Origin of the sequence: Nonomuraea sp. C10 (assembly GCF_008017515.1) — a bacterium.
In the GTDB taxonomy this organism is placed as follows: domain Bacteria; phylum Actinomycetota; class Actinomycetes; order Streptosporangiales; family Streptosporangiaceae; genus Nonomuraea; species Nonomuraea ferruginea.
The window spans coordinates 6,192,387-6,218,579 of sequence record NZ_VPFF01000001.1 but is presented as its reverse complement, the minus strand read 5'-3'; the positions used below and the strand labels follow the sequence as shown (position 1 = coordinate 6,218,579).

Sequence of the window (26,193 nt, the reverse complement as noted above, 5' to 3'; positions counted from 1 at the left end):
TAGGTGACGGACCCCAGATGGAACAGCGGCGGCTGGACTCCCCAGCCGCCTCCGCCGTCGAGCAACGACCCGGCCTCGCCGGTCCGTCCCTACGCGGTGACCGGCGGGCGGACCGCGCCCAGGGTCAAGCTCGCGATGGAGGCCCTGGTGTCGTCGGCGACGGCCGAGCACCGGGAGTTCTCCCACATCACTCCCGAATACCAGGCGATCAGCCATCTCTGCCGTCAGGTGCGGTCGGTCGCGGAGGTGTCGGCGCTGTTACGGATGCCCTTGGGCGTGGCGCGGGTGCTGATCGCCGACATGGCCGCTGAGGGCCTGGTCCGGGTGCACCAGCCGCAGCTGGACGAGGGCAGGCCGGATGTCAACCTGCTGGAAAGGGTGCTCAGTGGACTTCGCAGGCTCTAGCCCCGGGCTCACCTCGGCGAAGATCGTGGTGGCCGGCGGCTTCGGGGTGGGCAAGACGACGTTCGTCGGCGCCGTGTCCGAGATCATGCCGCTGACGACCGAGGCCGTGATGACCGACGCGTCGGCGGGGATCGACGACCTCGGCATGACCCCGCTCAAGACGACCACCACGGTGGCCATGGACTTCGGGCGGGTGTCCCTGGACCGCGACCTGATCCTCTACCTGTTCGGCACGCCCGGACAGCACCGGTTCTGGTTCATGTGGGACGACCTGGTGAAGGGCGCGATCGGCGCGGTCGTCCTGGTCGACACGCGCCGGCTCGCCGACAGCTTCCCGGCCATCGACTACTTCGAAGAGGCCAAGCTGCCCTTCATCGTGGGCATCAACGGCTGGGACGGACGGTACCCGCACGGCGACAACGAGGTCCGTGAGGCGCTCACGCTCGCGCCGCACATCCCGCTCCTCCGTCTCGACGCGCGTACGAAGGACTCGGTCAAGGGCGCTCTGATCAACCTCGTGGAGCACGCGTTGTCGGTCCGGATGGCCGTGCCAGGCTGGAACGGCTAGCGAAGCGGATAGGCTGAGAGCAGACCCACATTCGCTTCGAGGACTGGCCAACCACGTGTTCGAGACGCTTTCCGACCGGCTGACATCGGTCTTCTCCTCCCTCCGATCCAAGGGTCGGCTGTCCGACGCCGACATCGACGCGACCACCCGCGAGATCCGCATCGCGCTGCTCGAGGCCGATGTCGCGCTCCCGGTGGTCAAGGCGTTCGTCGCCCGGGTCAAGGAGCGCGCCCGCGGTGCGGAGGTCTCGCAGGCGCTCAACCCAGCGCAGCAGGTCGTCAAGATCGTCAACGACGAGCTGATCGAGATCCTGGGCGGCGAGACGCGCAGGCTGCGTTACGCCAAGACCCCGCCGACCGTGATCATGCTCGCCGGTCTCCAGGGCTCCGGCAAGACCACGCTGGCGGGCAAGCTCGCCAAGTGGCTGCGCGAGCAGGGCCACGTGCCGCTGATGGTCGCCGCCGACCTCCAGCGCCCCAACGCGGTGCAGCAGCTCCAGGTGATGGGTGAGCGCGCGCAGGTCGCGGTCTACGCTCCGGAGCCCGGCAACGGGGTCGGCGACCCGGTCGACGTCGCCCGCCGCTCGATCGACGAGGCCAGGCGACAGCAGCACGACATCGTCATCATCGACACCGCCGGCCGCCTCGGCATCGACCAGGAGCTCATGCGGCAGGCCGCCGACATCCGCGACGCGGTCCAGCCCGACGAGATCATGTTCGTGGTCGACGCCATGATCGGCCAGGACGCCGTCACCACGGCCCAGGCGTTCATGGACGGCGTCGGCTTCGACGGCGTGGTGCTCACCAAGCTCGACGGCGACGCCCGCGGCGGCGCGGCCCTGTCGGTGCGCCACATCACCGGCCGCCCGATCATGTTCGCCTCCACCGGCGAGAAGCTGGAAGACTTCGACGCCTTCCACCCCGACCGGATGGCCTCCAGGATCCTCGACATGGGTGACATCCTCACCCTGATCGAGCAGGCCCAGAAGACGTTCGACGAGGAGCAGGCCGCCAAGATGGCGGGCAAGCTCACCTCGGGCGAGAACTTCACGCTGGAGGACTTCCTCGAGCAGATGATGATGGTCCAGAAGATGGGCCCCATCAAGAACCTGCTCGGCATGATGCCCGGCATGGGGCAGATGCGCGACCAGATCAACTCGATCGACGACCGCGACCTCGACCGCATCGCCGCCATCATCCGTTCGATGACCCCGGCCGAGCGGCAGGACCCGAAGATCATCAACGGCTCCCGGCGGGCCCGCATCGCGAACGGCTCCGGCACCACGGTCAGCGCCGTCAACAACCTGGTCACCCGCTTCTTCGAGGCCCAGAAGATGATGAAGCGGATGGCCGGCGGCATGGGCATCCCCGGCATGCCGGGCGGCAAGGGCAAGGCGGCCAAGTCCTCCAAGAAGGCCAAGAAGGGGCGGCGCGTGAGCGGCGACCCGCGCAAGGCCGCGCTCGGCAAGGCGGCCGCGGCCGACGAGGCCCCCGCCGCGCCCAAGAAGGGCGGCGCGCTGGGCAACCTCGGCGGCAAGCTGCCTCCGGGCGTCGAGCTGCCCCCCGGCTTCGACCCGTCGAAGCTGCGGCTGCCCGGCCAGAAGTAATCTTCGTGGCGGCGGGCGTGTGGGTCCCGGGCAGTGTCCGGCGTCTGGCACAATGACATGTTGGAACACCGTGACCAGGCGGGTGCCCTCTCACCTCCCGCAGGTCACGTTTGTCCCTTGAGCGGGCTCGCATCGTGCCCCACTCGATGAGAAGCCGCTCACTCGTGTCTGTGAACGCAGGAGAGACCACACCCGTGGCAGTCAAGATCAAGCTCAAGCGGCTCGGCATGATCCGCAACGCTCAGTACCGCATCATCGTCGCCGACAGCCGCACCAAGCGTGACGGCCGTGCGATCGAGGAGATCGGTCTGTACCACCCGAAGGAACACCCTTCGCGCATCGAGATCAATGGTGAGCGCGCCGCTTACTGGCTGGGTGTCGGCGCGCAGCCGACCGAGCCGGTGCTCAAGCTGCTCAAGCTCACCGGCGACTGGCAGAAGTTCAAGGGCGAGCCCGCCCCGGCGCCTCTCAAGGTGGCCGAGCCGGCGCCCGACAGGCACGCCGTCTACGAGGCCGCCGCCAAGGAGGCCCTGGCCGGTGGCGAGACCGCCACCACCGCCACGACGCCGAAGAGGTCCAAGAAGAAGGACGAGGCCGAGGCCCCCGCCGAGACCCCGTCCGAGGGCGAGGGCTGACGTGCTCGAGGAGGCACTCGAGCACCTCGTGAAGGGCATCGTCGAACATCCCGACGATGTCCGGGTCCGCGCACGCCGCATCCGCAGCGGGCGCGTCCTGGAGGTCCGAGTGCACCCTGACGACCTGGGCAAGGTCATCGGCCGCGGCGGGCGCACCGCCAAGGCTCTGCGCACGGTCGTGAACGCCCTGGCCGACGGCAAGTATGTCCGGGTCGACCTGCTCGACCTGCACGAAGCGGTCCGTTGACGTCAGGTTTCGCGCGCCCTCATCGGTAAGCCCGGTGGGGGCGCTCGTGGTTGTGGAGAGGGAAGGTTCACGTGCAGCTGGTCGTCGGCCGGATAAGCCGTGCCCATGGAGTGCGCGGTGACGTCACCGTGGAGGTGCGCACCGACGATCCGGGGCTGCGCTTCGCCGTCGGCAACGCGCTCACGACCGACCCGCCCGAGCGCGGGCCGCTGGTGATCGAGAGCAGCCGCTGGCACAAGGGCGCGCTGCTGCTTTCGCTCGCCGGCGTCACCGACCGCGACAGCGCCGAGGAGCTCCGCGGCACCCTGCTCGTCATCGACTCCTCGGACGTCGAGCCGTCCGACGACCCCGACGAGTTCCACGACCACCAGCTCATCGGGCTCACGGTCGAGACCACCGGCGGCGAGACCGTCGGCGAGGTGGCCGACGTCCTCCACCACGGCCAGGACCTGCTCGTGGTGCGGCGCGGCGGCGGCCGCGAGGAGGCGCTCGTCCCGTTCGTGAAGGCGCTGGTCCCCGTCGTGGATCTGGAGGGCGGCAAGCTCGTCGTCGATCCGCCGGAAGGCCTGCTGTGAGGCTCGACATCATCTCGATCTTCCCTGAATACTTCGCGCCGCTCGGCGTCTCGCTGATCGGCAAGGCCCGCGAGCGCGGCACCCTCGACGTCCGCGTCCACCAGCTCCGCGACTGGGCGCACGACGTCCACAAGACCGTCGACGACACCCCTTACGGCGGCGGCCCCGGCATGGTGATGAAGCCGGAGGTGTGGGGCGAGGCCATCGACGACGTCATCGGCGACGGCGGGCCCCGGATGATCGTGCCGACGCCGAGCGGGCGGCCCTTCACCCAGGAGCTGGCCCAGGAGCTGGCGGGGGAGGAGTGGCTGCTGTTCGCGTGCGGCCGCTACGAGGGCATCGACTCCCGGGTGATGGCCGAGTACGGCTCGCGGCTGCGCGTCGACGAGGTGAGCATCGGCGACTACGTGCTGGCGGGCGGCGAGGTGGCGGTGCTGGTGATGGTGGAGGCCATCGGCCGGCTGCTGCCCGGCGTGCTCGGCAACGTCCGCTCCGCCGTCGACGACTCCTTCGCGCCCGGGGCCATGCGTAACCTCCTCGAAGGCCCGGTCTACACCAAGCCGCCCGTCTGGCGGGGTCACGAGGTGCCGGAGGTGCTGCTGTCCGGGCATCACGGCAAGGTCGCCAGATGGCGCCGTGACCAGGCGCTCCGCCGTACGGTCGCGACCCGGCCCGAGCTGCTGGCGGAGATCGACGCCGAGACGCTCGACAAGCACGACCGGCGGCTCCTCGACGAGCTGGCGTTTCGCGTCCCTCCGGAAGATGTGGCAAACTGAAGCGTCGCCAACTGCCATGTGGTTGGTCAGCATGCCCGGGAAGCTTCCCGGGTTCACCGAATCAGCAGGCGCGTCCGCCATGAGCCCAGGCCGGGTGGACCTCCGCGTGCTCGCGAGACTTGAGGAAGCATCTCTCATGCACACGAAGATCCAGGAGCTTGAGAAGGCCAACCTGCGCAGCGACGTCCCGGACTTCCGTCCCGGTGACACGCTCGAGGTCCACGTACGCGTCGTCGAGGGCAACCGCTCCCGCGTCCAGGTCTTCAAGGGGTTCGTGCTCCGCCGTCAGGGCGGCGGCGCCCGCGAGACCTTCACCGTCCGCAAGGTCAGCTACGGCGTCGGCGTCGAGCGCACCTTCCCGGTGCACAGCCCGGTGATCGAGAAGATCGTCGTGGCCAGCCGGGGCGACGTGCGCCGCGCCAAGCTCTACTACATGCGCGACCTGCGCGGCAAGGCGGCCCGCATCCGCGAGAAGCGTGAGACGCCCGTCAAGTGAGCCCGGCGTCCGAACGGCCCGCCCCGTGGGGCGGGCCGTTCCGCCTTTGCGGGGGCCTTCCCTTTATGTGGAGCGACTCGTGCCCGGTGTAACGTCGGTCGAGGCTTGTCGAGCCGACACATCATCTAGGCTCATCACCGATGACTAGCGAGAGCCAGGAGTACGGCGCGTCGCGCCGCCCTGTCGAGGACGAGGTGGACGTGGTCGCCGAAGAGACTCACCAACCGGCAAAAGGTGGGAAGCCCGACGAAGACCAGAAGAAGGAAAAGAAGGGCTCCTTCTGGAAGGAGCTCCCCGTCCTGGTCGTCGTGGCACTGGCCCTCGCGCTGATCATCAAGACCTTCGTGATCCAGGCGTTCTACATCCCGTCCGAGTCGATGGAGAACACTCTCCTCACCAACGACCGGGTCCTCGTCAACAAGCTCGTCTACCACACCCGCGACATCGAGCGCGGCGACGTCGTGGTCTTCTCCGGCGTCAACTCCTGGGACGGCGAGTTCCAGATGGAGGAGCCGAGCAACCCGGTCGAGGGCTTCTTCCGGTGGGTCGGCACCGCGTTCGGCATCGTGCCCGGTGAGAAGGACTACATCAAGCGGGTCATCGGCGTCGGCGGCGACCACATCGAGTGCTGCGACAAGCAGCAGCGCATCACCGTCAACGGCGTGCCGCTCGACGAGAGCTCATACCTCTACCCGGGCAACCTGCCCTCGCGTGAGGAGTTCGAGACCGACGTGCCGCCCGGCCACCTGTGGGTGATGGGCGACCACCGGCAGGTCTCCATGGACTCGCGCTCCCACACCGGCGATCCCGGCGGCGGATCCATCCCCGAGAGCCAGGTCATCGGGCGGGCCTTCGTCATCGTCTGGCCGTTCTCCCGGGCCACCACGATCCCCATCCCCGATACGTTCGCACAGCCCGCGCTCCAGGCGCTCAGCGGCGCGACACCGCTGGTCGCCGGGTTCGCGCTGGCCGTCCCCCTGGTTCTGGTCCGTAGGCGCTGGCTGCGGAGTAAGCGCTGATGGCCGCCACCGAGAAGGCGGAGTCCTTGGAGAAGAAGAAAAAGGGCGGCTTCCGGGAGACCGTCCTCCTGCTGATCACGGGGATCGGCATCGCCCTGTTGCTGCAGGCCTTCGTGGTCGGATCGTTCTACATCCCCTCGGAGTCGATGGAGAACACCCTCAAGATCAACGACCGGGTGTTCGTCAACAAGCTCGCCGGGCCGCCCGGGCGCGGCGACATCGTGGTGTTCAAGGGCTGGAACGGCGAAGACACCATCAAGCGGGTGATCGGCGTCGGCGGCGACCAGGTCAAGTGCTGCGACTCCAAGCGGCGCATCACCATCAACGGCAAGCCGCTCGACGAGTCGTCCTACCTCTACCCCGACGACTACCCCTCGGGCGACGAGTTCGACGTCAAGGTGCCCGAGGGCAAGCTCTGGCTGATGGGCGACCACCGCAGCGCCTCCGCCGACGCGCGCAGCCACATGGAGGAGCCCGGGGGCGGCTTCATCTCGGTCGACGACGTCATCGGCACGGCGGTCGTCCGCTACTGGCCGCTCGGACGCGGCACGATCTTCACGAAGCCTGACAGCTTCGCACGGGTCGAGTAGTCGCGGTTTGCGCCGGATGGGGCGTACGCTTCCAGTGTCATGACAGTAGCGTTCCGCCCTCGACCGAGCGTGGTCCGGCGTGATTCCGGGCTCTACGCCTACGAGCGGGCGCTGGCCCGCCGCGGCCTCACTCCCATCGCCGGAGTCGATGAGGCCGGACGTGGCGCGTGCGCCGGCCCGCTGGTCGTCGCCGCCGTCATCCTGCGCAAGCCGATCGAGGGGCTGGGCGACTCCAAGCTGCTCACACCCGCCGTGCGGGAGCGGCTGCACGACCTCATCCTCGCCACCGCGCACGTCGGCGTCGTCGTCATCCCTCCGGAGGTCATCGACGCCAGGGGGCTCCACAAGTGCAACGTGGCGGGAATGCGGCGGGCGGTCGCGCGGTTGACCTGCGATCCGGGATACATCCTCACCGATGGCTTCCCGGTTCCGGGTCTGCCGGCGCCTTCGCTGGCGGTCTGGAAGGGGGACCAGGTGGCCGCCTGCGTGGCGGCCGCGTCGATAGTGGCGAAGGTGACGAGGGACCGGCTGATGGCCGCGCTCGACGAGGAGTTCCCGCTTTACGGCTTCGCCGAGCACAAGGGGTACGTCACGCCACAGCATCGCCTCGCACTCGAAACGCACGGCCCGTGCCCGCACCACCGTTACTCCTTCGTCACGGTGGCTAGGGGGATGGGCGAGAATGAAATGGGGGCCGGGGTTGCCTGATCAGGCACGCCGGGGGACCGGTACGACAGGAGGACCGCGATGAGCGCAGAGGATCTCGAAAAGTACGAGACCGAGATGGAGCTGCAGCTTTACCGCGAATACCGCGATGTCGTCGGATTGTTTACCTACGTGGTGGAAACGGAGCGGCGGTTCTACCTGACGAACTCGGTCGACCTGGACGTACGCACGGCGGAGAACGGTGATGTGTTCTTCGACGTGAAGATGCAGGACGCGTGGGTGTGGGACATGTACCGGCCCGCGCGGTTCGTGAAGAACGTCCGTGTGGTCACGTTCAAGGATGTCAACGTCGAAGAGCTGGCCAAGGCCGACCTGGAGATGCCCAAGGAGGGCTTCTCCGGCTAGCGGCGTGACAGGTTGACGAAGGGGCGCGAGTTGTTCGCGCCCCTTCGTCGTATCTACGGGTCTTCTGGTTGTCCACAGGGCGCCCGCGCTCGCCCCCGCTGTCCCCAGAGCCACGTTCGGGGCCGGACGCGGCGGCCACCGTGCGCGAAGGTCAGTGCCCGGAGGTGGCACACATGGCCGCGAAGAACGAACTCGGCAGGCACGGCGAGCAACTCGCCGCCGACTACCTGCGTGCCGAGGGCATGACCATCATCGAGCGCAACTGGCGCTGCCGCCACGGCGAGATCGACATCATCGCCGAGGACGGCCCCACCCTCGTGGTGGTCGAGGTCAAGACCCGATCGAGCATGTCGCACGGCACGGCGCTGGAGTCCGTGCGCCCCGCCAAGCTGGCCCGCCTGCGCGCACTCGCCGCCAAGTGGCTGGCCGCGGAGTCGCGCACGTACGCCACGGTCAGGATCGACGTGATCGCCCTGGACCGCTTCGCGGGCGACTACTCCCTGCGCCACGTGCGGGGGGCGTCGTAGATGGCGGTCGCACGCACCCGCAGCGTCGCCCTGGTCGGCGTCACGGGCAGCTCGGTGGAGGTGGAGGCCGACGTCGGCAACGGCCTGGCGGGCATCCACCTCATCGGGCTGCCCGACGCGGCGCTGAGCGAGGCCAGAGAGCGGGTCCGCTCGGCCATGGTCAACAGTCATTTCCCGTGGCCCGACGCCCGCATCACGGTCAGCCTGTTCCCCGCCAGCGTCCCCAAGCGCGGCAGTCAGTTCGACTTGTCCATAGCGGTGGCCATCCTCGGCGCCGCCGGGGTGGTCCCGGCGAGCCGCATCGCGGGCCCGTTCTTCCTCGGCGAGCTCGGCCTCGACGGACGCCTGCGCCCGGTGCGCGGCGTGCTCCCGTCCGTGCTGAGCGCGGCCAAGGAGGGCGACGACATCACCGTCGTGGTCCCGGCGGCCAACGCCGCGGAGGCCGCCCTGGTCCCGGGCGTGCGGGTGATCCCGGTGCCCGACCTGCGCCGCCTCGTGGAGTGGCTCCGCGCGGACGACTTCCCGTCGTCGATCGAGACGCCCGCCCGCCCTCCGACGCCGGGCGGGACGCCCGATCGCTTCGGGGCGCACGGCCACCCCCCGACGCCGGCCGGAACGCCCGACCGCTTCGAGGCGTCCGGGCACTCGCGGCCGTCCCCGCCCGTCCAGCCCCACGTCGACCTGTCCGACGTGGTCGGCCAGCCCATGGCCAGGCGCGCCCTGGAGGTCTGCGCCGCGGGCAACCACAACCTGTGGATGCTCGGCCCGCCCGGCACCGGCAAGACCCTCCTGGCCGAGCGCCTGCCCACACTGCTTCCCGACCTGGAGCTCGATCACGCCCTGGAGGTCACGGCCATCCACTCCGTCGCCGGCGCGCTCCCGCCCAACAGCCCCATGGTCTTCCGTCCGCCGTACATCAGCCCGCACCACACCGCCACGGCGGCGGCGATCGTCGGCGGCGGCAGCTCGGTCGTCCGTCCCGGCGCGGTCTCCCTGGCGCACCGGGGCATCCTGTTCATGGACGAGGCGCCCGAGTTTCCCTCCCACGTGCTCGACTCGTTGCGGCAGCCGCTGGAGTCCGGGCAGGTGACCGTGTCCAGGTCGATCGGCTCCGTCACCTTTCCCGCGCGTTTCATCCTCGTGCTGGCGGCCAACCCCTGCCCGTGCGCCCAACCGCAAGACAAGGGCGGAGAGTGCCAGTGCTCGCCCACCACCCGGCGCCGCTACCTGAGCAGGCTCTCCGGCCCGCTCCTCGACCGCGTCGACATGAAGGTCACCGTGGCGCGCTCGTCCAGACGCGAGCTGATGGCCGACCGGCAGTTCGTCGAGACCAGCGAGACCGTGGCCGGGCGCGTTCTCGCGGCCCGCGCCCGCGCCGCCGAACGCCTCACCGGCACGCCATGGCGGACCAACGCCGAGGTCCCCTCCGCGGCCCTGCACTCCAGGTTCCGGCCGTCAGACGCCGCCATGAAGCCCATGACGAGCTGCCTCGACTCCGGCTCCCTGAGCGCCCGCGGCCTCGACCGTGTCGTCCGCGTCGCCTGGACGCTCGCTGACCTGGCGGGCAAGCCCCGCCCCGACGAGGACGAGACCTCGGCCGCGCTGGCCCTCTGGCTCGGCCTCAATCCATGACAGCCATCCGCCACCGGAGGATCACCATGAGCACCCCCGATCACGAGGCGAGAGCCGCCCTCATGCGCGCCGCCGACGCCGGCGACACCGTCATGGGCGCCCTCGTGTCCCACCTGGGCGCCGTCCAAGCGCTCCAAGCCGTACGGGAGAGGGCCGCGCCACCCGGGTTCGCCCTCGCCGAAGAGCTGGCCGGCCGCTTCCAGAGCTGGCACGCCCGCCTGGCGGCCTGCGACCCCGCGGCCGACCTGGAGGCGGGCGAGCGGGCGGGCGCCAGGCTCGTCATCCCCGGCGACGCCGAATGGCCCACCCAACTGGACGCGCTCGGCTCCGGCCGCCCGCTCGGCCTCTGGCTCCACGGCACGGCCGACCTGCGCTTCTCCTGCCTGCGATCGGTCGCGCTGGTCGGCGCGCGAGCCGCCACCTCCTACGGCGTCCACGTCGCCGCCCAGTTCGGCATCGGGCTGAGCGAGGCCGGATGGACGGTGGTGTCCGGCGGCGCCTTCGGCATCGACGGCGCCGCCCACAGGGGAGCGCTGGCCGCCGGAGGCCCCACAGTGGTGGTCCTGGCCTGCGGCGTCGACTACTGCTACCCGGCGGAGCACCGCTCCCTGTTCGCCGGAGCCCGCGACCGGGGCGTGCTGGTCAGCGAATGCCCGCCGGGCGTCCGGCCGACCCGGTCCCGCTTCCTGATCAGAAACCGCGTGATCGCCGCCCTGTCCAGGGGCACCCTGGTCGTGGAGGCAGCCCTGCGCAGCGGCGCGCTCAACACGGCCGGCCACGCCCTCACGCTCGACCGGCATCTCGGCGCCGTCCCCGGCCCCATCACCTCCGCCCTGTCCGACGGCTGCCACCGTCTCCTGCGCGAACGCAAGGCCGTCTGCGTGACGACCCCGGAGGAGATGATCGAACTCGTCGGCGTCATGGGCGACGACCTCGCCCCCGCGTTGCGGGCCCCCGCCCTTCCCCGGGACTCTCTGCCGGAGCAGACCAAGCGCGTCCTGGACGCGGTCCCGGCCAGGATCAGCGCGGGCCCCGCCACCATCGCCGTGACCGCCGGCGTGGACCTCAACACGGCCCTCAGCGCTCTGGGCTCCCTGGCGGCCGCCGGCTACATCGAACGCACCGCCGGCGGCTGGCGCGCCCGCCGCCCGGTCTCACCGATCTACCCGAAGGCTGAGCCTGCCCTTCCGCGGTCCACCCCGGCGCCCGCCGCCGACGACCTCGCCGTCGTACCGAATCCGCCCAGGGAAGCGTCCTTGGGGAGCAACTCCGGCGTACCCGATGAGCTCCCGGAGGTGGTGCCGTCCATGCCTGATCCCTGCGGCGTGCCGACGGAACCGGCGGGATCGGAGCCGTCGTCCCGCTCGGCCGCGGCAGGCGCTCCGGCTCCATCGGCTCCCACGGAGGGACCTTCCTTTCACGGTCCGGGATCACCCGTCAGTACGGGGAAATCTGCGGCTGGGACATCGGTTCACGCGAAGGAGTCTCTTGTGCAGGGTTCCGCGACGCCGGTCAGCTCGGCGGAGCCTGGGACTGGGGCGTCTGCCCGTGCGGGGGAGTGTCCTGTGCGAGCTTCGGCTTCGCCGGTCAGCTCGGCGGAGCCTGGGACTGGGGCGTCTGCCCGTGCGGGGGAGTGTCCTGTGCGGGCTTCGGCTTCGCCGGTCAGCTCGGCCGACTCTGGAACTGGGGCATCGGTCCGTGCGGAGGAGCGTCTTGTGCATGCCTCCGCGACGCCGGTCAGCTCGGGGGCGTTTCCGGCTGGGGCCTCGTCGTCAGCGCATATGGGTAGGGCTCCCTCCCGTGTTTCGGCATTGCCGGTCGGTTCGGCGGAGTTTGGGGCTGGGGCGTCGGTCCGTGTGGGGGAGTGTCCTGTGCAGGCTCCGGCGTCGCCGGACTGGGCGGGACAGCCCTCGGCCGGGGGGTGCGCGTCCTCGGTTGGTCTGGGGGCGGCTGTGGGCGGGGCGTCGGAATCCTCCGATTGGGTGGGTGGGCTTCTGGATCGGGGTTCGCGGTCGGAGTCCTCGGTATGCCCGGAAGAGACCGCAGGCGCTGTTCCGGAGACGCTGGCCTGTCCGAGTGCGTTGGCCGGACCTTCCGCTTCGTCGGAGGAGTGCGCTGATCCTGGAGCCCTGATCCCGCGACCACGACCGGCTCGCGAATGAGCGCACGCGGTCACGCGGGGATCAGGATCGCTGCTCATGTTCGCCTTCGGTGTCGCCTCCTGCGACGGCCACGGCACCGCCTGAGGCGACTCGATGACTACTGCGTCGCCGAGCAGGCAGTCGCTGGGGTTTTCCCTATCGAGAAGGACTGGGAGATCGCTGGAATGCGGGAGCAGGCGGCGTGCCGACGGTGCGTGGGATCGAACTGTCGTTGAACGGCGCAGGGCGGTGAGCCCGGCTGGGCCAGTCGGCCAGGGGTCAACACCAGGTCTCAGGGTTTGCGTTCGCGACATCACGGGAGCGATCGAGCGAGAAGCGCTCTCTTCGGAATGAGGGGAGTAATCGTCATGGGGAAAGATTGAGGGGTGGCTGACGGTGGAGGCGCTGTGGACGTCAACGACGTGATCGGTGAGTTCGAGTCGTACCTGCGGTTCGAGCGGGACCTCTCGCCGCATACGGTCCGGGCCTATGCCGGTGACGTGACCTCGTTGCTCGAACACCTCGGCGGCACGATCGACGGCTTGGACGTGAGCGCGCTGCGGGGATGGCTGGCGACGCAACATGACGAGGGCAAGGCCCGCGCCACGCTCGCCCGGCGGACGGCGTGCCTGCGGACGTTCACCGCCTTCTGCCATCGGCGCGGGTGGCTCCCCGACGATCCCGGACTGCTACTGGGCACGGCCAAAGCTCCACGCGCGCTGCCCGCCGTACTCGATCAGGAACAGGCGCGGCAGGCGCTCGACACGTCGCCCACCGGGGAGCCGAAGGATCTGCGTGATCAGGCCATGCTGGAGTTGCTGTACGCGACGGGGATCCGGGTGAGCGAGCTGTGCGGGCTGGACGTCGACGACGTGGACCGGGATCGGCGGGTCGTGCGGGTGCTGGGTAAGGGGCGCAAGGAGCGGGCGGTGCCGTTCGGCGCTCCGGCGTTGCAGGCGCTGGACAGGTGGTGCGTGCACGGCAGGCCCCTGCTGATGCGTGAGGGGAGCGGTCCGGCGCTTTTCCTGGGGGTGCGCGGCGGGCGGATCGACGCGGGCACGGTCAGGCGGGTGGTCCACGCCCGGGTGCGGCAGGTGGAAGGCGCTCCTGACATGGGGCCGCACGGGCTGCGGCACAGCGCCGCGACCCACCTGCTCGAAGGCGGGGCCGACCTGCGCAGCGTCCAGGAGCTCCTCGGTCACGCCTCGCTCAGCAGCACCCAGGTCTACACGCATGTCTCGATCGACCGCCTCCGCCGCGCCTACAACCAGGCCCACCCCCGAGCCTGACTACCGGGCCCCGCCCTGCCACGCGGTCTCCGCTCTGGTTCCTGCCCCCGAGCGTTCGCGTCGCCGCTTGTGTCACGGGTGTCGGCTCTGGTTTTGAGTACTGGTGTTTGCCGATGGGAAGTCCTCGGCGGGTGGTTCGTCTTGACCGACCGCCTACCGGAGATCTCATCAGTTCTCTTGAAAACGCCGTCTTCATGTGGGGGAGGAAGCGGACCTCTGCGCGGCAGGTGCCGCAAGCGCCTGGATGACCGGAGGGTCCTGTCGGGCAGCTTGTTCGTGCTCTACACCGGTATCCCTGGGAGTTCCTGCCTCAAGAGCTGGGCTTCGGTTCGGGGATGACCTGCTGGCGGAGACTGCGGGTACTGGCATCAGGCCGGGGTGTGGCAGAAGCTGCACGAACTCCTGCTGGCTGAACTGCATACCGTGGGCAAGCTGGACTGGTCCAAAGCGGTGATCGACAGCTCCCACATCCGGGCGCTGAAGGGTGGCCCGAAACGGGTCCGAGCCCGGTCGACCGTGCCAAGCCGGGCTCCAAGCACCACGTCATCGCCGACGGCAACGGCATCCCGCTCGCCCTCAGCCTGACCGGCGGCAACCGCAACGACGTCACCCAGGTCATGCCGCTGCTCCGGTCGATCCCGCCGGTACGTGGCCGGCGCGGCCGGTCACGTCAACGCCCGAAGGCGTTGTACGCCGACCGGGGCTACGACCATGACAAGTACCGCCGGATGTGGTGGGCCACAGGCGTCAAGCCGGTCATCGCCCGCCGGGGTACCGGGCACGGCTCTGGCCTGGGTGCACATCGTTGGGTAATCGAGCAGACGATCGCCCTGCTGCACTGGTTCCGCCGCCTGCGCATCCGCTGGGAGATCCGCGACGACATCCACGAAGCCTTCATGACCCTCGCCGCTGCGATCATCTGCTGGCGACGGCTCACGAGCAGACTGATAACAAGTCAGCGATCGGATCCAACCGCCGATAGGTCCCCCACGGCGTCGGCGTAGTACGCCGAGCCTGCCAGGTGGAACGCTATCTGTCGGAATGTCCAGCCCGCGCCGGGCGATCGGTCGAGCTGGTCTAGGGTGAGCGCGGTCAATCGGTTGGTCCAGATCTGGCTGAGCCGGGTGAGCCGGCTCTTGGCCTCGTCCAGGTCCTGGTCAGTGAAGGGCGCCAGATCGCCAGGAGTTGTGCTCGCTGACGCATGCCAGCGATCAGGAATCGTGGGGTTGCCAGCCAGCCGTGCGTCCACCTCGGCGAGATGATCGATGAGGTGATCGGCGACTCGGCGGATTGCCTTGTGCGGGGTGTAGATCCGATCACCGGCGCGCACCGGGTGACCGTCCCACGTTGTCCACGTCGCTGCCAGGTCGAGTACGTGGTCGATCATCGACGACACGACCAGCGCCGGTTCACGATCATCAGTGGTCGGAATCTCATCGGACATCTACGGCCTCCAGCTCAACGCGTCTCACGGCCGGACGGGACACACTCACTGACCCCGACCCGGCGCAAACCGGCAACGGCTTCGGAACGGAACCTAGGCTCCAGACATCTCGATCGGCATCGAAGTATGGATGTACAGCCGGTCAAGACTCATTCCGTTAGGACCTCTAAGCGGGCCGCCGTTGAAACGCGGCACGACAACGCACGGTTCGGTGGTGTGCTGGTTCGGTGGCGACAACCAAGACACTGAACCAGCGCTCAGAACCAACCCTGGCCAACTGCGACCATCCCAACCACACCGTGCGGACCCGCGCACTGCACGCCTACCTGCGCTGGCGCAACGCTCACGCTCGTCATCCCGACGTGCTGGCCGCGCAACGACGCGAACGCGCCCGTATCCGCGGCGAGAAAGGCATCCGCGGGGGTGGCCGAACGCTGGCATCCGCCGCGTGACCACCCGCCCGGTACTCTCGCCACGCTGAAGGAAAGGACCGTTCGCACCTCATGCAGATCCTGCAGACGAATCACGCGCTGCTGAGCCGACTACTGCCGGCGGTGAAACCGGAGGATCTCACCGTCCGCCAAGGACAATTCCACCAGGTAGTGATCGGCGCGGACCGTGTCGTGTGCCTGCCTCGCACCGAGGCTGCGGCCACCCGGCTGCCGCGCAGGGCCGCTGTCTTGCGCCTGCTTGCCGGATTCGATCTCGGCTTCCGCACGCCTCGGCCACTGCCGGAGAGCAACACTCAGGGCACAGACCAGCCGCAGTTCCTGGTCCTCAGCCGCGTTCCCGGAGCCCCGCTGGAGGTCGAAGCACTCAAAGACCCCCCGGTGGCCGAGGCCGCGGCGGCGCAGTACGTCACGCTGCTTACCGAGTTGGCCAGGATCGGCACTGAGGAGAACGTGCGAGCGGCCCTGCCGGCACCACAAGATCGATGGCGGCAGTTCGCAGCCGACGTCCGCGCCGAACTGTTCGGGCTCATGTCCGATGGCGGGCGTCGACGAGCCGAGCGAGAGCTCGCGGCGCTCGACGGCCTTCCCCACATCACCGATGCGGTGGTCCACGGTGATCTCGGTGCCGAGAACGTCCTATGGGAGTGCCATGACGGATTGCCCGTGCTCAGCGGGGTGATCGATTGGGATGAGGTCACGATCGGTGATCCCGCGGAGGACCTTGCGGCCGTTGAGGCCGGCTACGGCACGCATTTCTTGAATCGGGTACTGACGCTGGGCGGCTGGACGGACAGCACGATGGCCACCCGCATCGCCATCATTCGCACAACCTTCGCCCTGCAGCAGGCTCTATCCGCGCACCGGGACGGCGACGAAGAACAACTGGCGGACGGCCTGATCGGCTACCGCTGAATCCGTCCCCCGGCGCCACCGTGATCGTCGTCTACTCCCCTCACTGGTGTTGACGGACAGCACCCGATCCCCGAAGACGCGGACGAGCCTCTGCAAAGGAGCTCATGCCTGCAATAACTCGGTGATCGTTTCCGGTCACAGCACTAGCTGTGAAGGGGGAGCCTTCACGGGCGGCCGGTTGTGAAGGGGGGCCTTCACGGGCGGCCGGTTGTGAGGCGGGAACCTTCACGGGCGGCCGGTTGTGAGGCGGGAACCTTCACGGGCGGCCGGTTGTGAAAGGGGAGCCATCGCGGGCGTCCGTGGGATCCCGGTCCGTCCGGGACGGGAGGATGTCTGCGATCGGCCCGAGGGCCTCGGGCCGATCGCACACCTCGTGGCGGGCTTGGACGTGGGGTCCTAGGACGGCTCGTCCGGGAACCAGGTGCCGTGGAAGCCCGTCGGCACGCCGCGTGGCAGGTGGACGGTCGCCACCGGTCCTGCGGCGACGTCGGAGGCGTCGAGCACGAGGAGGCGGGACGCGCTCCCGTCGAGGGTGGTGGTGATGGTGATCAGCCAGCCGTCGTCCTCACGGCGGGGCCCGGAGGTCGCGGGCACGAAGACCGCCTCGCCGGTGCTCGTCCACTTGGGCAGGGCGTGGGCGGTGACCTCGCCGCCCGACAGGTCGTACTTGACGATCTCGGGGCCGGCGACGGCGTACAGGTAACGCGCGCCCCGGCCGACCCGTTCGTCGTCGAGTGTCGGGAACTCCACCGAGCGGTCGTCGAGCGTCTCCTCCTTGGCCACGCCGGTCACCGGGTCGAGCGTCCAGCGGTGCAGCAGGGCCGAGGCGGAGGAGGCGGCGGCAGCGGCGGCGGGCCCCGCCGGGTCGTCCGTGATGTCGGGGGTGTTCCACAGGGCGGTGAAGTCGGCGCGGGCGTAGCGGACGGCGTTGAGGGCGATGCGGCCCGACGCGTCCTCGTGAGCGTCGCCGACGTGGAAGACGTAGCAGGGATCGACGTCGAACCAGCGCACCGGGGCGTCGGGCCGGTCGTGGCGCATGACGCCGAGGCGGGCGCCGTATCCGTCGTCCCACTGGTAGGGCATGGTCTTGCCGACCAGTTCCGGCCGGAAGGTGAGCGGAAGGTCGAGCCAGACCACATGGTGCTCGGTGATGGCGAAGTCGTGCATCATCGTGCCCCCGGGGACGGTGATCTCACGACTGTGCACGAGCTCACCTGACGCGTCGAGCCGATGGTACGTCAGGTAGGGCGGGACCATGCCGTACCCGAAGAAGTGCAGTTCGCCCGTCGCTGGGTCCTGCTTCGGGTGCGCGGTCATGGCGGTGGTGAGCCGCCCTCCGAAGTCGTGCGCGCCGACCGTGTCGAGTTCCGGCGTGACCTCGTACGGCAGGCCGCCCTCCTCCAGCGCGAGGATGCGGCCCGCGTGGCCGATGACGTGCGTGTTCGCGGCCGAGATGGACAGGTCGGGTGTGCCGTCCGGCCTGAGCTCCGGCCGGCCGGCGAGATACGCCGTGCGGACCCACCGGTTGCGGTACCACTCGGCGCGGCCGTCGCGCAGCCGTACGCCGTGCAGCATGCCGTGTCCGAGGAACCAGTGGTCGGACGGCTCCCCCGGTAGCGGGTTGGGGCCGTTGCGGATGTAGCGGCCGTTGAGCTCGGGCGGCAGCATGCCGGTCACGGGCAGGTCGGCGGCGTCGATCTCGTCGGGGACCGGGGCCAGGTGGCCGGTCATGTGGGCGGGTGTCTGTGGCATGTCGGCTCCTCTCGATGCTGACCAGTCTTCACATATCCAATTGGACATGTCAATACTGACATGTCCAATTGGAGTGATAAGGTCGGCGGTATGGCGCTGCGATACGCACTGCTCGGCCTGCTGGCGGAGCAGCCGGCGAGCGGGTACGAACTGGCGAAGGCGTTCGAGGGCGACCTCGGCCGGTACGCCTGGCAGGCCGGTCACAACCGGATCTATCCAGAGCTGGCCCGTCTCGTCGACGAAGGCCTGGTCGAGCGTGCCGAGGAAGGCGCGCGGGGCCGCCGCGTCCACACCCTCACCGCCGCTGGGCTCGAGGAGCTGCGTGCGTGGCTGCGCCAACCGTGGGAGGGCAGCACGGTGCGCAACGAGGGGGTGCTCAGGCTCTTCCTGCTGTCCGCGCTCGATCCCGGCGATGCCCGGAAGATCCTTCATGAGGTGGCCGCGCGGTGTGAGGAGGAGCTCGCCCCGCTCAGGGAGATCGTGTCCGGCGAGACGCCGATCTCCCCGGAGGGGCGTCTGGAGCTCGGCTGGCTTGCCGCCGGCTATGGCCTGCGCCAGTACGAGGCCTCCCGGGACTGGGCCGTCTGGGCTCTCGGCGAGCTCGACAAGGTTGACCGCGGGGGCATGAAAGCCTCGGGGTGACTCTCGCCGGCGATCATCCGGTCGGTGATGAAGATGGCCAGGGCCTGTTGGTGGCCTGTGGGGTCTGTCTGTCTGCGATCACGTGTGGGTCCCGGGTGATGGTGGCTGTTGGGTGAGGGCTGCCATGGTCATCGCTTGTTCGCTCAGGTGTCGCCCTTCGCTGCCGGGGCTGGGCGATCCGGCCCTTTTCTGTGCTGGCCTCTGGTGGCCGGAGGGCGGACTGCGTGCTTCCCCCGTGATCGGCGCCTGCGGGCTCTCGTACGGAGCAGGCGGAGGACGAGGCCGAGCAGGAGGAGGGCGGCGAGGGCCGTCAGGGCGAGGGGGCCTGGTGGCGGGGTGGCGGCGGATCGGGGGAGGAAGGCCGGGAGCCGGTTCGGGGACCCGGTGGGCAGAGCTGACGAGGTGGCGGCCGGTGTCGGCACCTGGGCTGAGATCGCGGTGACCTGTGGCGGGAGTTGTGCCGAGGTCGCGGTGGCGGGTGGTGGCAGTCGGGCCGAGGCCGCGGTGGCGGGTGGCGGCATTTGGGCCGAGGCCGCGGTGACTGGTGGTGGGATTTGGGCCGGGATCGCGGTGGCGGGCTCGGACTCCCAATAGGGCAGGAGGCGGATGCGGGTACCGGTCAGCAGGAGGAGGGGATCGAGGTACGTCAGGCCGTCGCGGAGCCCCCAGTGGAGGCAGGACTCCGCGCAGTGCGGCGGGGCCGGGGCGAGGGTGCCCAGGAGATCGCCTGCTGACACCGGGTCGCCCGGGCGGACTGCCGGGGTCACCGGGAGGTACGTAGTGCGCAGGCCGCCCGCGTGGTTGACGGTGACGACGCCTCGGCCCGCCACTGAGCCCGCGAAGCCGACCGAGCCTGCACCCGCGGCGAGGACCGGGGCGGCAGGTGGTGCAGCGAGGTCGACGCCTCTGTGACCGGCCAGCCAACGGGCCGGCGGCGGGGAGAAACGGCGCAGGATCTCGGGAGTGCCGTCCAGGGGCCATCGCCAGGCGTTGCCAGCAGGTGCGGCGAACAGCGACCCGGTGCCACGGGCCGCGGATGGTGTGCGGAACGGGATCCCGCTGCGGTGGGTTGCGGATGGTTCGGTGAGGGGACGCGCGGTACGGGTCGCCGCGGGCGGTGGTGCGAGGAGGGTCCCGGCGCGGATGGGCGCGGGGAGGGGAGGGCGGGCGCCGCGGGGCATGGACGCTGCGGCGGGTACGTGTGGGTCGGCGTTCGCCGAGACAAGGGGTGCGGCGGCGGAAAGGGCGACAACCAGGAGGGGGATGGCCAGGGCGATGCGGGGAGGCATGCACGTGAGTGTGCGGCTCAGCGGGGCGGCGGTCCTGGGGCGAACGCGGTTCTGTGGACAAGGGCGGGCGGACGGTGGAGGGCTGTGGACGAGGAGGGGCGCCGTACGTGGAGGGGAGTACTGTCTTGCCTCAGAACGGCCCGTCCTTGATGAACCTCCTGTCTCGCCTAAGACGGTCCTTCCTTGACCTCCTGTACGCCTAGGACGGTCGTCTTTAACGTCCTGTCTCGCCTAGGACGGTCGTCTTTGACGCCCTGTCTCGCCTAGGACGGTCGTCCTTGACCCCCTCTCTCGCTCATGACGGTTCGTCCTTGATATGTCTCGCCCGGCACGGCCCCTCCTCTGACGAACCTCATGGACGGGCGGCAGGCCTCTAGACCAAGGGCTGGCGCTTGGTGACCTGGCGTTCCTGGTGCGTTGAGGAGTTCAACGGCACGGAGTCGGGCTGCCGGTCGGACGGGGGGCGCGAGGACGGGGAGCGGAGGGGAGAGGCCCAGATCCAGAGGATGGCGGTCGCGATCCCGACCGCGCACACCAGGATCACCGGACGCAGGCCGAGCACCTCGGCCAGGGCCCCGCCCGCGAGCCCGCCCAGCGCCATCACGCCCTGGACGGCGAAGGTCATGGTCGCGTTGACCCGGCCGCGCAGTTCCTCGGCCGTGTCGCGCAGGATGATCCCGCTCATGCACGAGGCGAACGCCACCACGATGCCGCCCGTCGCCGTCCCGGTCAGGGCGAGCACGGTGACCTTCCACCACAGCGGCCCGTCCAGCAGGCCGACGGCCAGGATCTCCAGAGGGAAGAACAGCACCGACCCCAGCAGCACCTTGTTCTCGCCGTACCGTTCGGCCAGGCGGGTGGCCGCCCAGGCGCCCAGGAGACCCCCGACGCCGCCGAGCGCGGTGAGCAGGCCGATCAGGCCCTTCGGGATTCCGAGGGTGTGCAGCATGTAGAGCATCGACACGGCCACGTACGCCATCGCGAAGAAGTTGATCGTCACCCCGGCCCCCAGCAGGGCGCGGAGCACGGGCTGGGTCACGCTCACCCGCAGGCCCGCGACCACGTCACGCCACAGGCCGCGCGAGGGGGCGGGCCGCCGGTTCTCGGGCGTCCTGATCGTCCGCAGGAGCAGCGCCGACACCAGGAAGGAGATGCCTTCGACCAGCACGGCCAGCGGCGCGGTCAGCACCTGCACCAGCACGCCCGCCAGTCCGGGCCCGGCCACGGACGCCACCGAGTAGGAGGCGTTGAACCCGGCCATCGCGGCGGTCCTCTGGTCAGGAGGGACGAGGGCGGCCACGTACGGGAAGTTGGCGGACCTGAAGAGCACCGCCGCCGTGCCGATCACGAGGGCGACGGCGATCAGCCACGGGATCGTGAGCACCCCGAGGAACCACGCCAGCGGCACGGTGAGGGCGGCGGCGCAGGACACCAGCTCACAACCGATCATCAGCGGCCGGTGGCGGCGCAGGCGGTCGGCGATCGCGCCCGAGTGCAGGCCGAACAGCAGAGCGGGCACCGATGCGGCGGCCGTCAGCACGCCCATCTGGAAGGGCGAGGCGGCCAGCAGGGTGATCGCGGTCAGCGGCACGGCGAGCTTGGAGACCTCCGAGCCGGTGATCGAGATGGTGCGCGCCGACCAGAGCAGCCGGTAGTCGCGCTGCCGGCGCAGCGGTACGGACGGGTTCATGCGTCGAACTCCAAGATGCGAAAGAAACCCTTCAGGACTATGAAAGTAATCCTTCAGAGTTCTGAAGGCAATCCTTCAGATCTGATCGCGGTACCTTGGGCGCATGGACACGGAAGGGCTCAGCGACCCGAAGGCGATGCGGGCCCTGGCTCATCCGGCCAGGCTGGCGATCCTGAGCCGGCTCCGCATCGAGGGCAGCGCCACCGCGACCGAGGTGGCCGAGAGCGCCGGCATCACGCCCAGCGCCGCCAGCTACCACCTGCGGATGCTGGCCAAGTACGGCTTCGTCGAGGACGCGCCGCCGCGCGGCGACGGCCGGGAGCGCCTGTGGCGGTCGATCGGCACGGCCCTGCAGGTCGGCGTAGTGCCCGAAGACCGGCCGGACGTCCGCGAGGCCAAGAACGTCCTGATCCGCGCGCTCCGCCGCGACGCCCACGACGAGGTGGAGCGGGCGCTGAGCGCCGTCGAGCAGGAGCCCGAGGAGTGGCGCGACGCCACCCTCTTCTCCCGGACGACGCTCAGGCTCGACGCCTCGGAGATGGCGCGCCTGGCCGGGGAGATCGGCAAACTGCTGGAGCCGTACGTGGCGAGCATCCGGAGCCAGGAGGACGCGCCGGAAGGCGCGCGGATCGCCGAGGCCCAGATCAACCTGTTCGTACGCTCCAGCAGGCCGGTTCCTGGCCTGCCCACCGAAGACCACGACAGGGCGGCGCCGGGTCCGGACGGGCCGCGTTGACCTGATCGGTCAGGCGGGTGCGGCGCGGGAGGTAGACTTTTCGGTGGCCTGGGACCCAGGCCGACTTCGCATGCCTCGCCAAGGATCGCGCCATCGGTCCGGGTTCTACCCGGCTGGAGCGGTTCGGGGCATCAGGGCGGTGCCGACCGGTCACCGCGACACAACCGAGAACGCGCCCGGCCCCGGCAGGGCGCCCAACCTGGAGGACCAGCTCATGGCCCCCGTCGTCACCATGCGACAGCTGCTTGAGAGCGGCGTTCACTTCGGACACCAGACCCGCCGCTGGAACCCGAAGATGAAGCGCTTCATCTTCACCGAGCGCAACGGCATCTACATCATCGACCTGCAGAAGTCGCTGTCCTACATCGACCGCGCCTTCGACTTCGTCAAGGAGACCGTCGCCCACGGCGGCACGATCCTGTTCATCGGCACGAAGAAGCAGGCCCAGGAGGCCATCGCCGAGCAGGCCGCCCGGGTCGGCATGCCGTATGTCAACCAGCGCTGGCTCGGTGGCATGCTCACCAACTTCTCCACCGTGCACAAGAGGCTGCAGCGCCTGAAGGAGCTCGAGGAGCTCGACTTCGACAACGTCGCCGCCTCGGGGCTCACCAAGAAGGAGCTCCTCATGCGCCGGCGTGAGAAGGACAAGCTGGAGCGCACGCTCGGCGGCATCCGCGACATGGGCCGCGTGCCCAGCGCGGTGTGGGTCGTCGACACCAAGAAGGAGCACATCGCGATCAGCGAGGCCAAGAAGCTCGGCATCCCCGTGGTCGCGATCCTCGACACCAACTGCGACCCCGACGAGGTCGACTACCCGATCCCGGGCAACGACGACGCCATCCGCGCCGTCGGCCTGCTGACCCGCGTGGTCGCCGACGGCGTGGCCGCCGGGCTCATGGCCCGCTCGGGCGCCTCCCGCGGTGACGAGAAGCCGGCCGCCGCCGAGCCGCTGGCCGAGTGGGAGCGCGAGCTCATCGAGCAGGGTGGTGGCGAGCAGGGCGAGGCCCAGCCGCAGGAGACCGCCGAGGCGGCCGCTCCGGCCGCTCCCGCTGAGGAGGCTCCGGCCGTCGAGGCCGAGGCGCCGGCCGTCGAGGCCGAGGCCAAGCCCGAGGGCGAGCAGCAGGCCTGACCTGCCCGCGCCGCACCCGGATCCACCCGCCGCCGGCCGTGCCCGTTTCCCGGGCACGGCCGGTGAGCGGCGGACGGTCCCTCTCGGGCTGATCGGCCCGGGGGGTTCGCGGACGGACCGGTGCCGGGGCTGGTCAGGGGGCAGGCGAGCAGGACGTTCCGGGTCCGAAATGACGGGCACGGGACGCGTACCGGCTTCTGCGCGGCACGCGGTGCCGTGACGACAGCCGAGCGGCGGCGCCCGCTCGACGCACGACGACATCCACCGACATCTCACAAGGAAAAGCAATGGCTTCCGTGAACATGGCCGACGTCAAGCGGCTTCGCGAGATCACCGCCGCCGGCATGATGGACTGCAAGAAGGCTCTGGAGGAGGCCGAGGGCGACTTCGACCGCGCCATCGAGCTGCTCCGCCTCAAGGGCGCCAAGGACGTCGGCAAGCGCGAGGCGCGCACCGCCTCCAACGGCCTGGTCGCGCTCAAGCAGGACGGCGACTCCGTCGCGGCGCTGCTGGAGCTCAACTGCGAGACCGACTTCGTGGCCAAGGGCGACCGCTTCCAGGAGCTCGCGGCCCAGGTGGTGGCGCACGTCCTGGCCACCAGGCCGGCCGACGTGGCGTCGCTGCTGGAGTCCTCCTTCGACGGCCAGACCGTCAAGGAGCACCTCGACGCCGCCAACGCCACGCTCGGCGAGAAGATCGAGGTCCGCCGCTTCGCCGTGATCGAGGGCGGCTACGTCGGCGCCTACATGCACAAGACCGACCCGGCGCTGCCGCCGGCCGTCGGCGTGCTCGTCCAGCTCGACAAGCCGAACGCCGAGGTGGCCAAGGACATCGCGCAGCACGCCGCCGCCATGGCCCCGCAGTACCTCAAGCCCGACTCCGTCCCCGCCGACGTCGTCGACAAGGAGCGCAAGCTCTTCGAGGAGATGACCCGCGAGGAGGGCAAGCCCGAGGCCGCCATCGGCAAGATCGTCGACGGTCGCGTCAAGGGCTGGTACAAGGACTTCACGCTGCTGGAGCAGGCCTTCGTCAAGGACAACAAGAAGTCCGTGGGCAAGTACGCCGAGGAGAACGGCGTTCAGGTCCAGGCCTTCGTCCGCTTCAAGGTCGGCCAGGCATAGGCTGGAGCGAGTCGTCCAGTCCGAAGAACCGCCGAGAGAGGGAGGCCGCCGCCGTGCAGGACAATCAGGAGCCAGCCACGACGGCGGCTGCTCCGCCCCGAAGCCAGCTCCGCTGGAAGCGGGTGATGCTGAAGCTGTCCGGTGAGGCGTTCGCCGGCGGCGAGCCCCTGGGGATCGACCCCGTGGTCGTCGACCACCTGGCCGACTCGATCACCGAGGCGGTGCGCGAGGGCGTCCAGGTGGCGATCGTGGTCGGCGGGGGCAACATGTTCCGCGGCGCCACCCTGTCCGAGGGCGGCATCGACCGCGCCAGGGCCGACTACATGGGCATGCTGGGCACCGTCATCAACTGCCTGGCCCTGCAGGACTTCCTGGAGAGGCGCGGTGTCGAGACGCGGGTGCAGACCGCGATCACCATGCAGCAGGTCGCCGAGCCGTTCCTGCCGCGCCGCGCCATCCGCCACCTGGAGAAGGGGCGCGTGGTCATCTTCGGCGCGGGGCTCGGCTCGCCCTACTTCTCCACCGACACCGCCGCCTCCCAGCGGGCTCTGGAGATCGGGGCGGAGGCGTTGCTCAAGGGCACCCAGGTCGACGGCATCTACGACTCCGATCCGCGGAAGAATCCCGACGCGGTGCGGTTCGACCAACTGGACTACGGAGAGGTGCTTCTCCGTGACCTCGCGGTCATGGACGCCACCGCGATCAGCCTGTGCAAGGACAACGACCTGCCGATCGTGGTCTTCGACCTGATGGGCGAGGGCAACATCCTGCGAGCGGTCCGCGGTGAGAAGATCGGCACGCTGGTGAGTCCCGCAGGCAAATAGGTGTGAGCCCGACACCGCCAGCTAGAAGACAGGGAGCCGCTGTGATCGACGAAACCCTCCTCGAAGCCGAGGACAAGATGGACAAGGCCGTCTCGGTCGCGAAGGAGGACTTCGCGACCATCCGGACGGGCCGGATCACCCCCTCGATGTTCAACAAGATCACCGCCGAGTACTACGGCACGCCGACGCCGATCCAGCAGCTGGCGTCGTTCCATGTGCCCGAGGCTCGCATGGTGCTCATCCAGCCGTACGACAAGAGCTCGATGGCCGCGATCGAGAGGGCCATCCGCGACTCCGACCTCGGCGTCAACCCGACCGACGACGGCCAGGTGATCCGCGTGACCTTCCCCGAGCTGTCGGAGGAGCGTCGCAAGGAATACATCAAGGTCGCCAGGAACAAGGGCGAGCACGCCAAGGTGTCCATCCGCAACATCCGGCGCTCCGCCAAGGAGACGCTCGACAAGATGATGAAGGATGGCGACGCGGGCGAGGACGAGGTCAGGCGGGCCGAGAAGGAGCTCGACGACCTCACCCAGAAGCACGTCGCCAAGGTTGACGAGCTGCTGAAGCACAAGGAAGCCGAGCTGCTCGAAGTCTGAGCGGCCCGCTGCCGGCGGACCGCGGT

At 69.7% G+C, this 26,193-nt stretch carries 27 protein-coding genes and 2 pseudogenes; 25 read left to right on the top strand and 4 right to left on the bottom strand.

The window, feature by feature from the left end:
• Nucleotides 1-3: 3 nt before the first annotated feature.
• The 17 genes and pseudogenes from FR742_RS28490 (at nucleotide 4) to FR742_RS28410 (ending at nucleotide 14,581) form a co-directional block, all read left to right on the top strand.
• The gene (locus FR742_RS28490) at nucleotides 4-405 is read left to right on the top strand and encodes a DUF742 domain-containing protein (RefSeq protein WP_148033783.1); all 402 of its coding nucleotides are present in this window, start codon (nucleotides 4-6) and stop codon (nucleotides 403-405) included.
• Nucleotides 359-973: an ATP/GTP-binding protein gene (locus FR742_RS28485; protein WP_148033782.1), complete on the top strand. Its 615-nt coding sequence runs from the start codon at nucleotides 359-361 to the stop codon at nucleotides 971-973. Before FR742_RS28490 ends, FR742_RS28485 begins: the two co-directional genes overlap by 47 nt.
• A 55-nt stretch (nucleotides 974-1,028) precedes the next feature.
• Complete coding sequence (ffh, locus tag FR742_RS28480) at nucleotides 1,029-2,579, top strand: signal recognition particle protein (protein WP_148033781.1); 1,551 nt, start codon at nucleotides 1,029-1,031, stop codon at nucleotides 2,577-2,579.
• Between the two features lie 194 nt (nucleotides 2,580-2,773).
• The gene (gene rpsP / locus FR742_RS28475) at nucleotides 2,774-3,214 is read left to right on the top strand and encodes a 30S ribosomal protein S16 (RefSeq protein ID WP_148033780.1); all 441 of its coding nucleotides are present in this window, start codon (nucleotides 2,774-2,776) and stop codon (nucleotides 3,212-3,214) included.
• A gap of 1 nt (nucleotide 3,215) precedes the next feature.
• Nucleotides 3,216-3,461 (top strand): RNA-binding protein, encoded by a 246-nt coding sequence (locus FR742_RS28470; protein WP_148033779.1) that lies wholly within the window; start codon nucleotides 3,216-3,218, stop codon nucleotides 3,459-3,461.
• A 71-nt stretch (nucleotides 3,462-3,532) separates the two neighbouring features.
• The gene (gene rimM / locus FR742_RS28465) at nucleotides 3,533-4,036 is read left to right on the top strand and encodes a ribosome maturation factor RimM (protein WP_148033778.1); all 504 of its coding nucleotides are present in this window, start codon (nucleotides 3,533-3,535) and stop codon (nucleotides 4,034-4,036) included.
• On the top strand, nucleotides 4,033-4,812 hold the full coding sequence (trmD, locus tag FR742_RS28460) for a tRNA (guanosine(37)-N1)-methyltransferase TrmD (RefSeq protein WP_148033777.1): 780 nt from the start codon (nucleotides 4,033-4,035) through the stop codon (nucleotides 4,810-4,812). Before rimM ends, trmD begins: the two co-directional genes overlap by 4 nt.
• Before the next feature lie 136 nt (nucleotides 4,813-4,948).
• Entirely contained in the window at nucleotides 4,949-5,308 is a 360-nt protein-coding gene (gene rplS, locus FR742_RS28455) for a 50S ribosomal protein L19 (RefSeq protein WP_148033776.1), read from the top strand.
• A 140-nt stretch (nucleotides 5,309-5,448) separates the two neighbouring features.
• Nucleotides 5,449-6,327 (top strand): signal peptidase I, encoded by an 879-nt coding sequence (lepB, locus tag FR742_RS28450; RefSeq protein ID WP_148033775.1) that lies wholly within the window; start codon nucleotides 5,449-5,451, stop codon nucleotides 6,325-6,327.
• On the top strand, nucleotides 6,327-6,917 hold the full coding sequence (gene lepB, locus FR742_RS28445) for a signal peptidase I (protein ID WP_148033774.1): 591 nt from the start codon (nucleotides 6,327-6,329) through the stop codon (nucleotides 6,915-6,917). Before lepB (FR742_RS28450) ends, lepB (FR742_RS28445) begins: the two co-directional genes overlap by 1 nt.
• A 39-nt stretch (nucleotides 6,918-6,956) precedes the next feature.
• Nucleotides 6,957-7,625, top strand: coding sequence for a ribonuclease HII (locus FR742_RS28440; RefSeq protein ID WP_148033773.1), 669 nt, complete (start codon nucleotides 6,957-6,959; stop codon nucleotides 7,623-7,625).
• 39 nt (nucleotides 7,626-7,664) lie between these two features.
• Entirely contained in the window at nucleotides 7,665-7,988 is a 324-nt protein-coding gene (locus FR742_RS28435) for a DUF2469 domain-containing protein (protein WP_026215037.1), read from the top strand.
• 173 nt (nucleotides 7,989-8,161) lie between these two features.
• Nucleotides 8,162-8,515, top strand: a complete 354-nt coding sequence (locus tag FR742_RS28430) for a YraN family protein (protein ID WP_148033772.1) — start codon at nucleotides 8,162-8,164, stop codon at nucleotides 8,513-8,515.
• A complete protein-coding gene (locus tag FR742_RS28425) occupies nucleotides 8,516-10,147 on the top strand; it encodes a YifB family Mg chelatase-like AAA ATPase (protein WP_148033771.1) in 1,632 nt (543 codons plus the stop codon). It begins immediately after the preceding gene.
• Nucleotides 10,148-10,173: 26 nt separating this feature from the next.
• Entirely contained in the window at nucleotides 10,174-12,309 is a 2,136-nt protein-coding gene (gene dprA, locus FR742_RS46435; protein WP_148033770.1) for a DNA-processing protein DprA, read from the top strand.
• Between the two features lie 386 nt (nucleotides 12,310-12,695).
• Nucleotides 12,696-13,577 carry a tyrosine recombinase XerC gene (locus tag FR742_RS28415; RefSeq protein ID WP_261808791.1) on the top strand — a complete coding sequence of 294 codons (882 nt, stop codon included), beginning with the start codon at nucleotides 12,696-12,698 and terminating at the stop codon, nucleotides 13,575-13,577.
• A 177-nt stretch (nucleotides 13,578-13,754) separates the two neighbouring features.
• Nucleotides 13,755-14,581, top strand: a pseudogene (locus tag FR742_RS28410) (IS5 family transposase).
• Here the strand turns inward: FR742_RS28410 and FR742_RS28405 are convergent.
• Complete coding sequence (locus FR742_RS28405; protein ID WP_148033769.1) at nucleotides 14,533-15,021, bottom strand: lysozyme; 489 nt, start codon at nucleotides 15,019-15,021, stop codon at nucleotides 14,533-14,535. The pseudogene FR742_RS28410 and the gene FR742_RS28405 sit on opposite strands and share 49 nt — an antisense overlap.
• Nucleotides 15,022-15,287: 266 nt before the next feature.
• On the opposite strand from FR742_RS28405, the pseudogene FR742_RS28400 reads away from it, so the two are divergent.
• A pseudogene (locus tag FR742_RS28400) lies at nucleotides 15,288-15,473 on the top strand (IS630 family transposase); the annotation flags it as partial.
• Nucleotides 15,474-15,524: 51 nt separating this feature from the next.
• Complete coding sequence (gene vph, locus FR742_RS28395) at nucleotides 15,525-16,385, top strand: viomycin phosphotransferase (RefSeq protein ID WP_148033768.1); 861 nt, start codon at nucleotides 15,525-15,527, stop codon at nucleotides 16,383-16,385.
• A 396-nt stretch (nucleotides 16,386-16,781) separates the two neighbouring features.
• Here vph and FR742_RS28390 read toward each other — a convergent pair whose 3' ends face one another.
• A complete protein-coding gene (locus tag FR742_RS28390) occupies nucleotides 16,782-18,137 on the bottom strand; it encodes a carotenoid oxygenase family protein (protein WP_148033767.1) in 1,356 nt (451 codons plus the stop codon).
• Between the two features lie 90 nt (nucleotides 18,138-18,227).
• Between FR742_RS28390 and FR742_RS28385 the strand changes: the two genes are divergently transcribed.
• Nucleotides 18,228-18,779, top strand: coding sequence for a PadR family transcriptional regulator (locus FR742_RS28385; RefSeq protein ID WP_148033766.1), 552 nt, complete (start codon nucleotides 18,228-18,230; stop codon nucleotides 18,777-18,779).
• Between the two features lie 143 nt (nucleotides 18,780-18,922).
• On the opposite strand, the gene FR742_RS46040 is transcribed toward FR742_RS28385, so the two are convergent.
• Nucleotides 18,923-19,960 carry a peptidoglycan DD-metalloendopeptidase family protein gene (locus tag FR742_RS46040; protein ID WP_261808888.1) on the bottom strand — a complete coding sequence of 346 codons (1,038 nt, stop codon included), beginning with the start codon at nucleotides 19,958-19,960 and terminating at the stop codon, nucleotides 18,923-18,925.
• A 481-nt stretch (nucleotides 19,961-20,441) separates the two neighbouring features.
• Nucleotides 20,442-21,758 carry an MFS transporter gene (locus FR742_RS28375; RefSeq protein WP_148033765.1) on the bottom strand — a complete coding sequence of 439 codons (1,317 nt, stop codon included), beginning with the start codon at nucleotides 21,756-21,758 and terminating at the stop codon, nucleotides 20,442-20,444.
• Nucleotides 21,759-21,861: 103 nt separating this feature from the next.
• Here FR742_RS28375 and FR742_RS28370 point away from each other — a divergent pair, with 103 nt between their 5' ends.
• The 5 genes from FR742_RS28370 to frr all read left to right on the top strand — a co-directional run bounded on the left by FR742_RS28370 (nucleotide 21,862) and on the right by frr (nucleotide 26,167).
• Nucleotides 21,862-22,494: a helix-turn-helix domain-containing protein gene (locus FR742_RS28370; RefSeq protein WP_148033764.1), complete on the top strand. Its 633-nt coding sequence runs from the start codon at nucleotides 21,862-21,864 to the stop codon at nucleotides 22,492-22,494.
• Nucleotides 22,495-22,708: 214 nt separating this feature from the next.
• Entirely contained in the window at nucleotides 22,709-23,623 is a 915-nt protein-coding gene (gene rpsB / locus FR742_RS28365; RefSeq protein WP_148034878.1) for a 30S ribosomal protein S2, read from the top strand.
• Nucleotides 23,624-23,910: 287 nt separating this feature from the next.
• Nucleotides 23,911-24,744: a translation elongation factor Ts gene (gene tsf / locus FR742_RS28360; RefSeq protein WP_148033763.1), complete on the top strand. Its 834-nt coding sequence runs from the start codon at nucleotides 23,911-23,913 to the stop codon at nucleotides 24,742-24,744.
• Nucleotides 24,745-24,869: 125 nt separating this feature from the next.
• The gene (pyrH, locus tag FR742_RS28355; protein ID WP_246640903.1) at nucleotides 24,870-25,568 is read left to right on the top strand and encodes a UMP kinase; all 699 of its coding nucleotides are present in this window, start codon (nucleotides 24,870-24,872) and stop codon (nucleotides 25,566-25,568) included.
• Between the two features lie 41 nt (nucleotides 25,569-25,609).
• Complete coding sequence (gene frr / locus FR742_RS28350) at nucleotides 25,610-26,167, top strand: ribosome recycling factor (RefSeq protein ID WP_148033761.1); 558 nt, start codon at nucleotides 25,610-25,612, stop codon at nucleotides 26,165-26,167.
• The last annotated feature ends 26 nt before the right edge of the window (nucleotides 26,168-26,193 follow it).

What these genes read in the sequence shown, in the direction of transcription:
- FR742_RS28485 (WP_148033782.1), top strand. Translation starts at nt 359, where the DNA reads ATGTCAACCTGCTGGAAAGGGTGCTCAGTGGACTTCGCAGGCTCTAGC.
- rplS (WP_148033776.1), top strand. Translation starts at nt 4,949, where the DNA reads ATGCACACGAAGATCCAGGAGCTTGAGAAGGCCAACCTGCGCAGCGAC.
- lepB (WP_148033775.1), top strand. Translation starts at nt 5,449, where the DNA reads ATGACTAGCGAGAGCCAGGAGTACGGCGCGTCGCGCCGCCCTGTCGAG.
- lepB (WP_148033774.1), top strand. Translation starts at nt 6,327, where the DNA reads ATGGCCGCCACCGAGAAGGCGGAGTCCTTGGAGAAGAAGAAAAAGGGC.
- FR742_RS28440 (WP_148033773.1), top strand. Translation starts at nt 6,957, where the DNA reads ATGACAGTAGCGTTCCGCCCTCGACCGAGCGTGGTCCGGCGTGATTCC.
- FR742_RS28435 (WP_026215037.1), top strand. Translation starts at nt 7,665, where the DNA reads ATGAGCGCAGAGGATCTCGAAAAGTACGAGACCGAGATGGAGCTGCAG.
- FR742_RS28430 (WP_148033772.1), top strand. Translation starts at nt 8,162, where the DNA reads ATGGCCGCGAAGAACGAACTCGGCAGGCACGGCGAGCAACTCGCCGCC.
- FR742_RS28425 (WP_148033771.1), top strand. Translation starts at nt 8,516, where the DNA reads ATGGCGGTCGCACGCACCCGCAGCGTCGCCCTGGTCGGCGTCACGGGC.
- dprA (WP_148033770.1), top strand. Translation starts at nt 10,174, where the DNA reads ATGAGCACCCCCGATCACGAGGCGAGAGCCGCCCTCATGCGCGCCGCC.
- FR742_RS28405 (WP_148033769.1), bottom strand. Translation starts at nt 15,021, where the DNA reads ATGTCCGATGAGATTCCGACCACTGATGATCGTGAACCGGCGCTGGTC.
- vph (WP_148033768.1), top strand. Translation starts at nt 15,525, where the DNA reads ATGCAGATCCTGCAGACGAATCACGCGCTGCTGAGCCGACTACTGCCG.
- FR742_RS28390 (WP_148033767.1), bottom strand. Translation starts at nt 18,137, where the DNA reads ATGCCACAGACACCCGCCCACATGACCGGCCACCTGGCCCCGGTCCCC.
- FR742_RS28385 (WP_148033766.1), top strand. Translation starts at nt 18,228, where the DNA reads ATGGCGCTGCGATACGCACTGCTCGGCCTGCTGGCGGAGCAGCCGGCG.
- FR742_RS46040 (WP_261808888.1), bottom strand. Translation starts at nt 19,960, where the DNA reads ATGCCCCGCGGCGCCCGCCCTCCCCTCCCCGCGCCCATCCGCGCCGGG.
- FR742_RS28375 (WP_148033765.1), bottom strand. Translation starts at nt 21,758, where the DNA reads ATGAACCCGTCCGTACCGCTGCGCCGGCAGCGCGACTACCGGCTGCTC.
- FR742_RS28370 (WP_148033764.1), top strand. Translation starts at nt 21,862, where the DNA reads ATGGACACGGAAGGGCTCAGCGACCCGAAGGCGATGCGGGCCCTGGCT.
- rpsB (WP_148034878.1), top strand. Translation starts at nt 22,709, where the DNA reads ATGGCCCCCGTCGTCACCATGCGACAGCTGCTTGAGAGCGGCGTTCAC.
- tsf (WP_148033763.1), top strand. Translation starts at nt 23,911, where the DNA reads ATGGCTTCCGTGAACATGGCCGACGTCAAGCGGCTTCGCGAGATCACC.
- pyrH (WP_246640903.1), top strand. Translation starts at nt 24,870, where the DNA reads ATGCTGAAGCTGTCCGGTGAGGCGTTCGCCGGCGGCGAGCCCCTGGGG.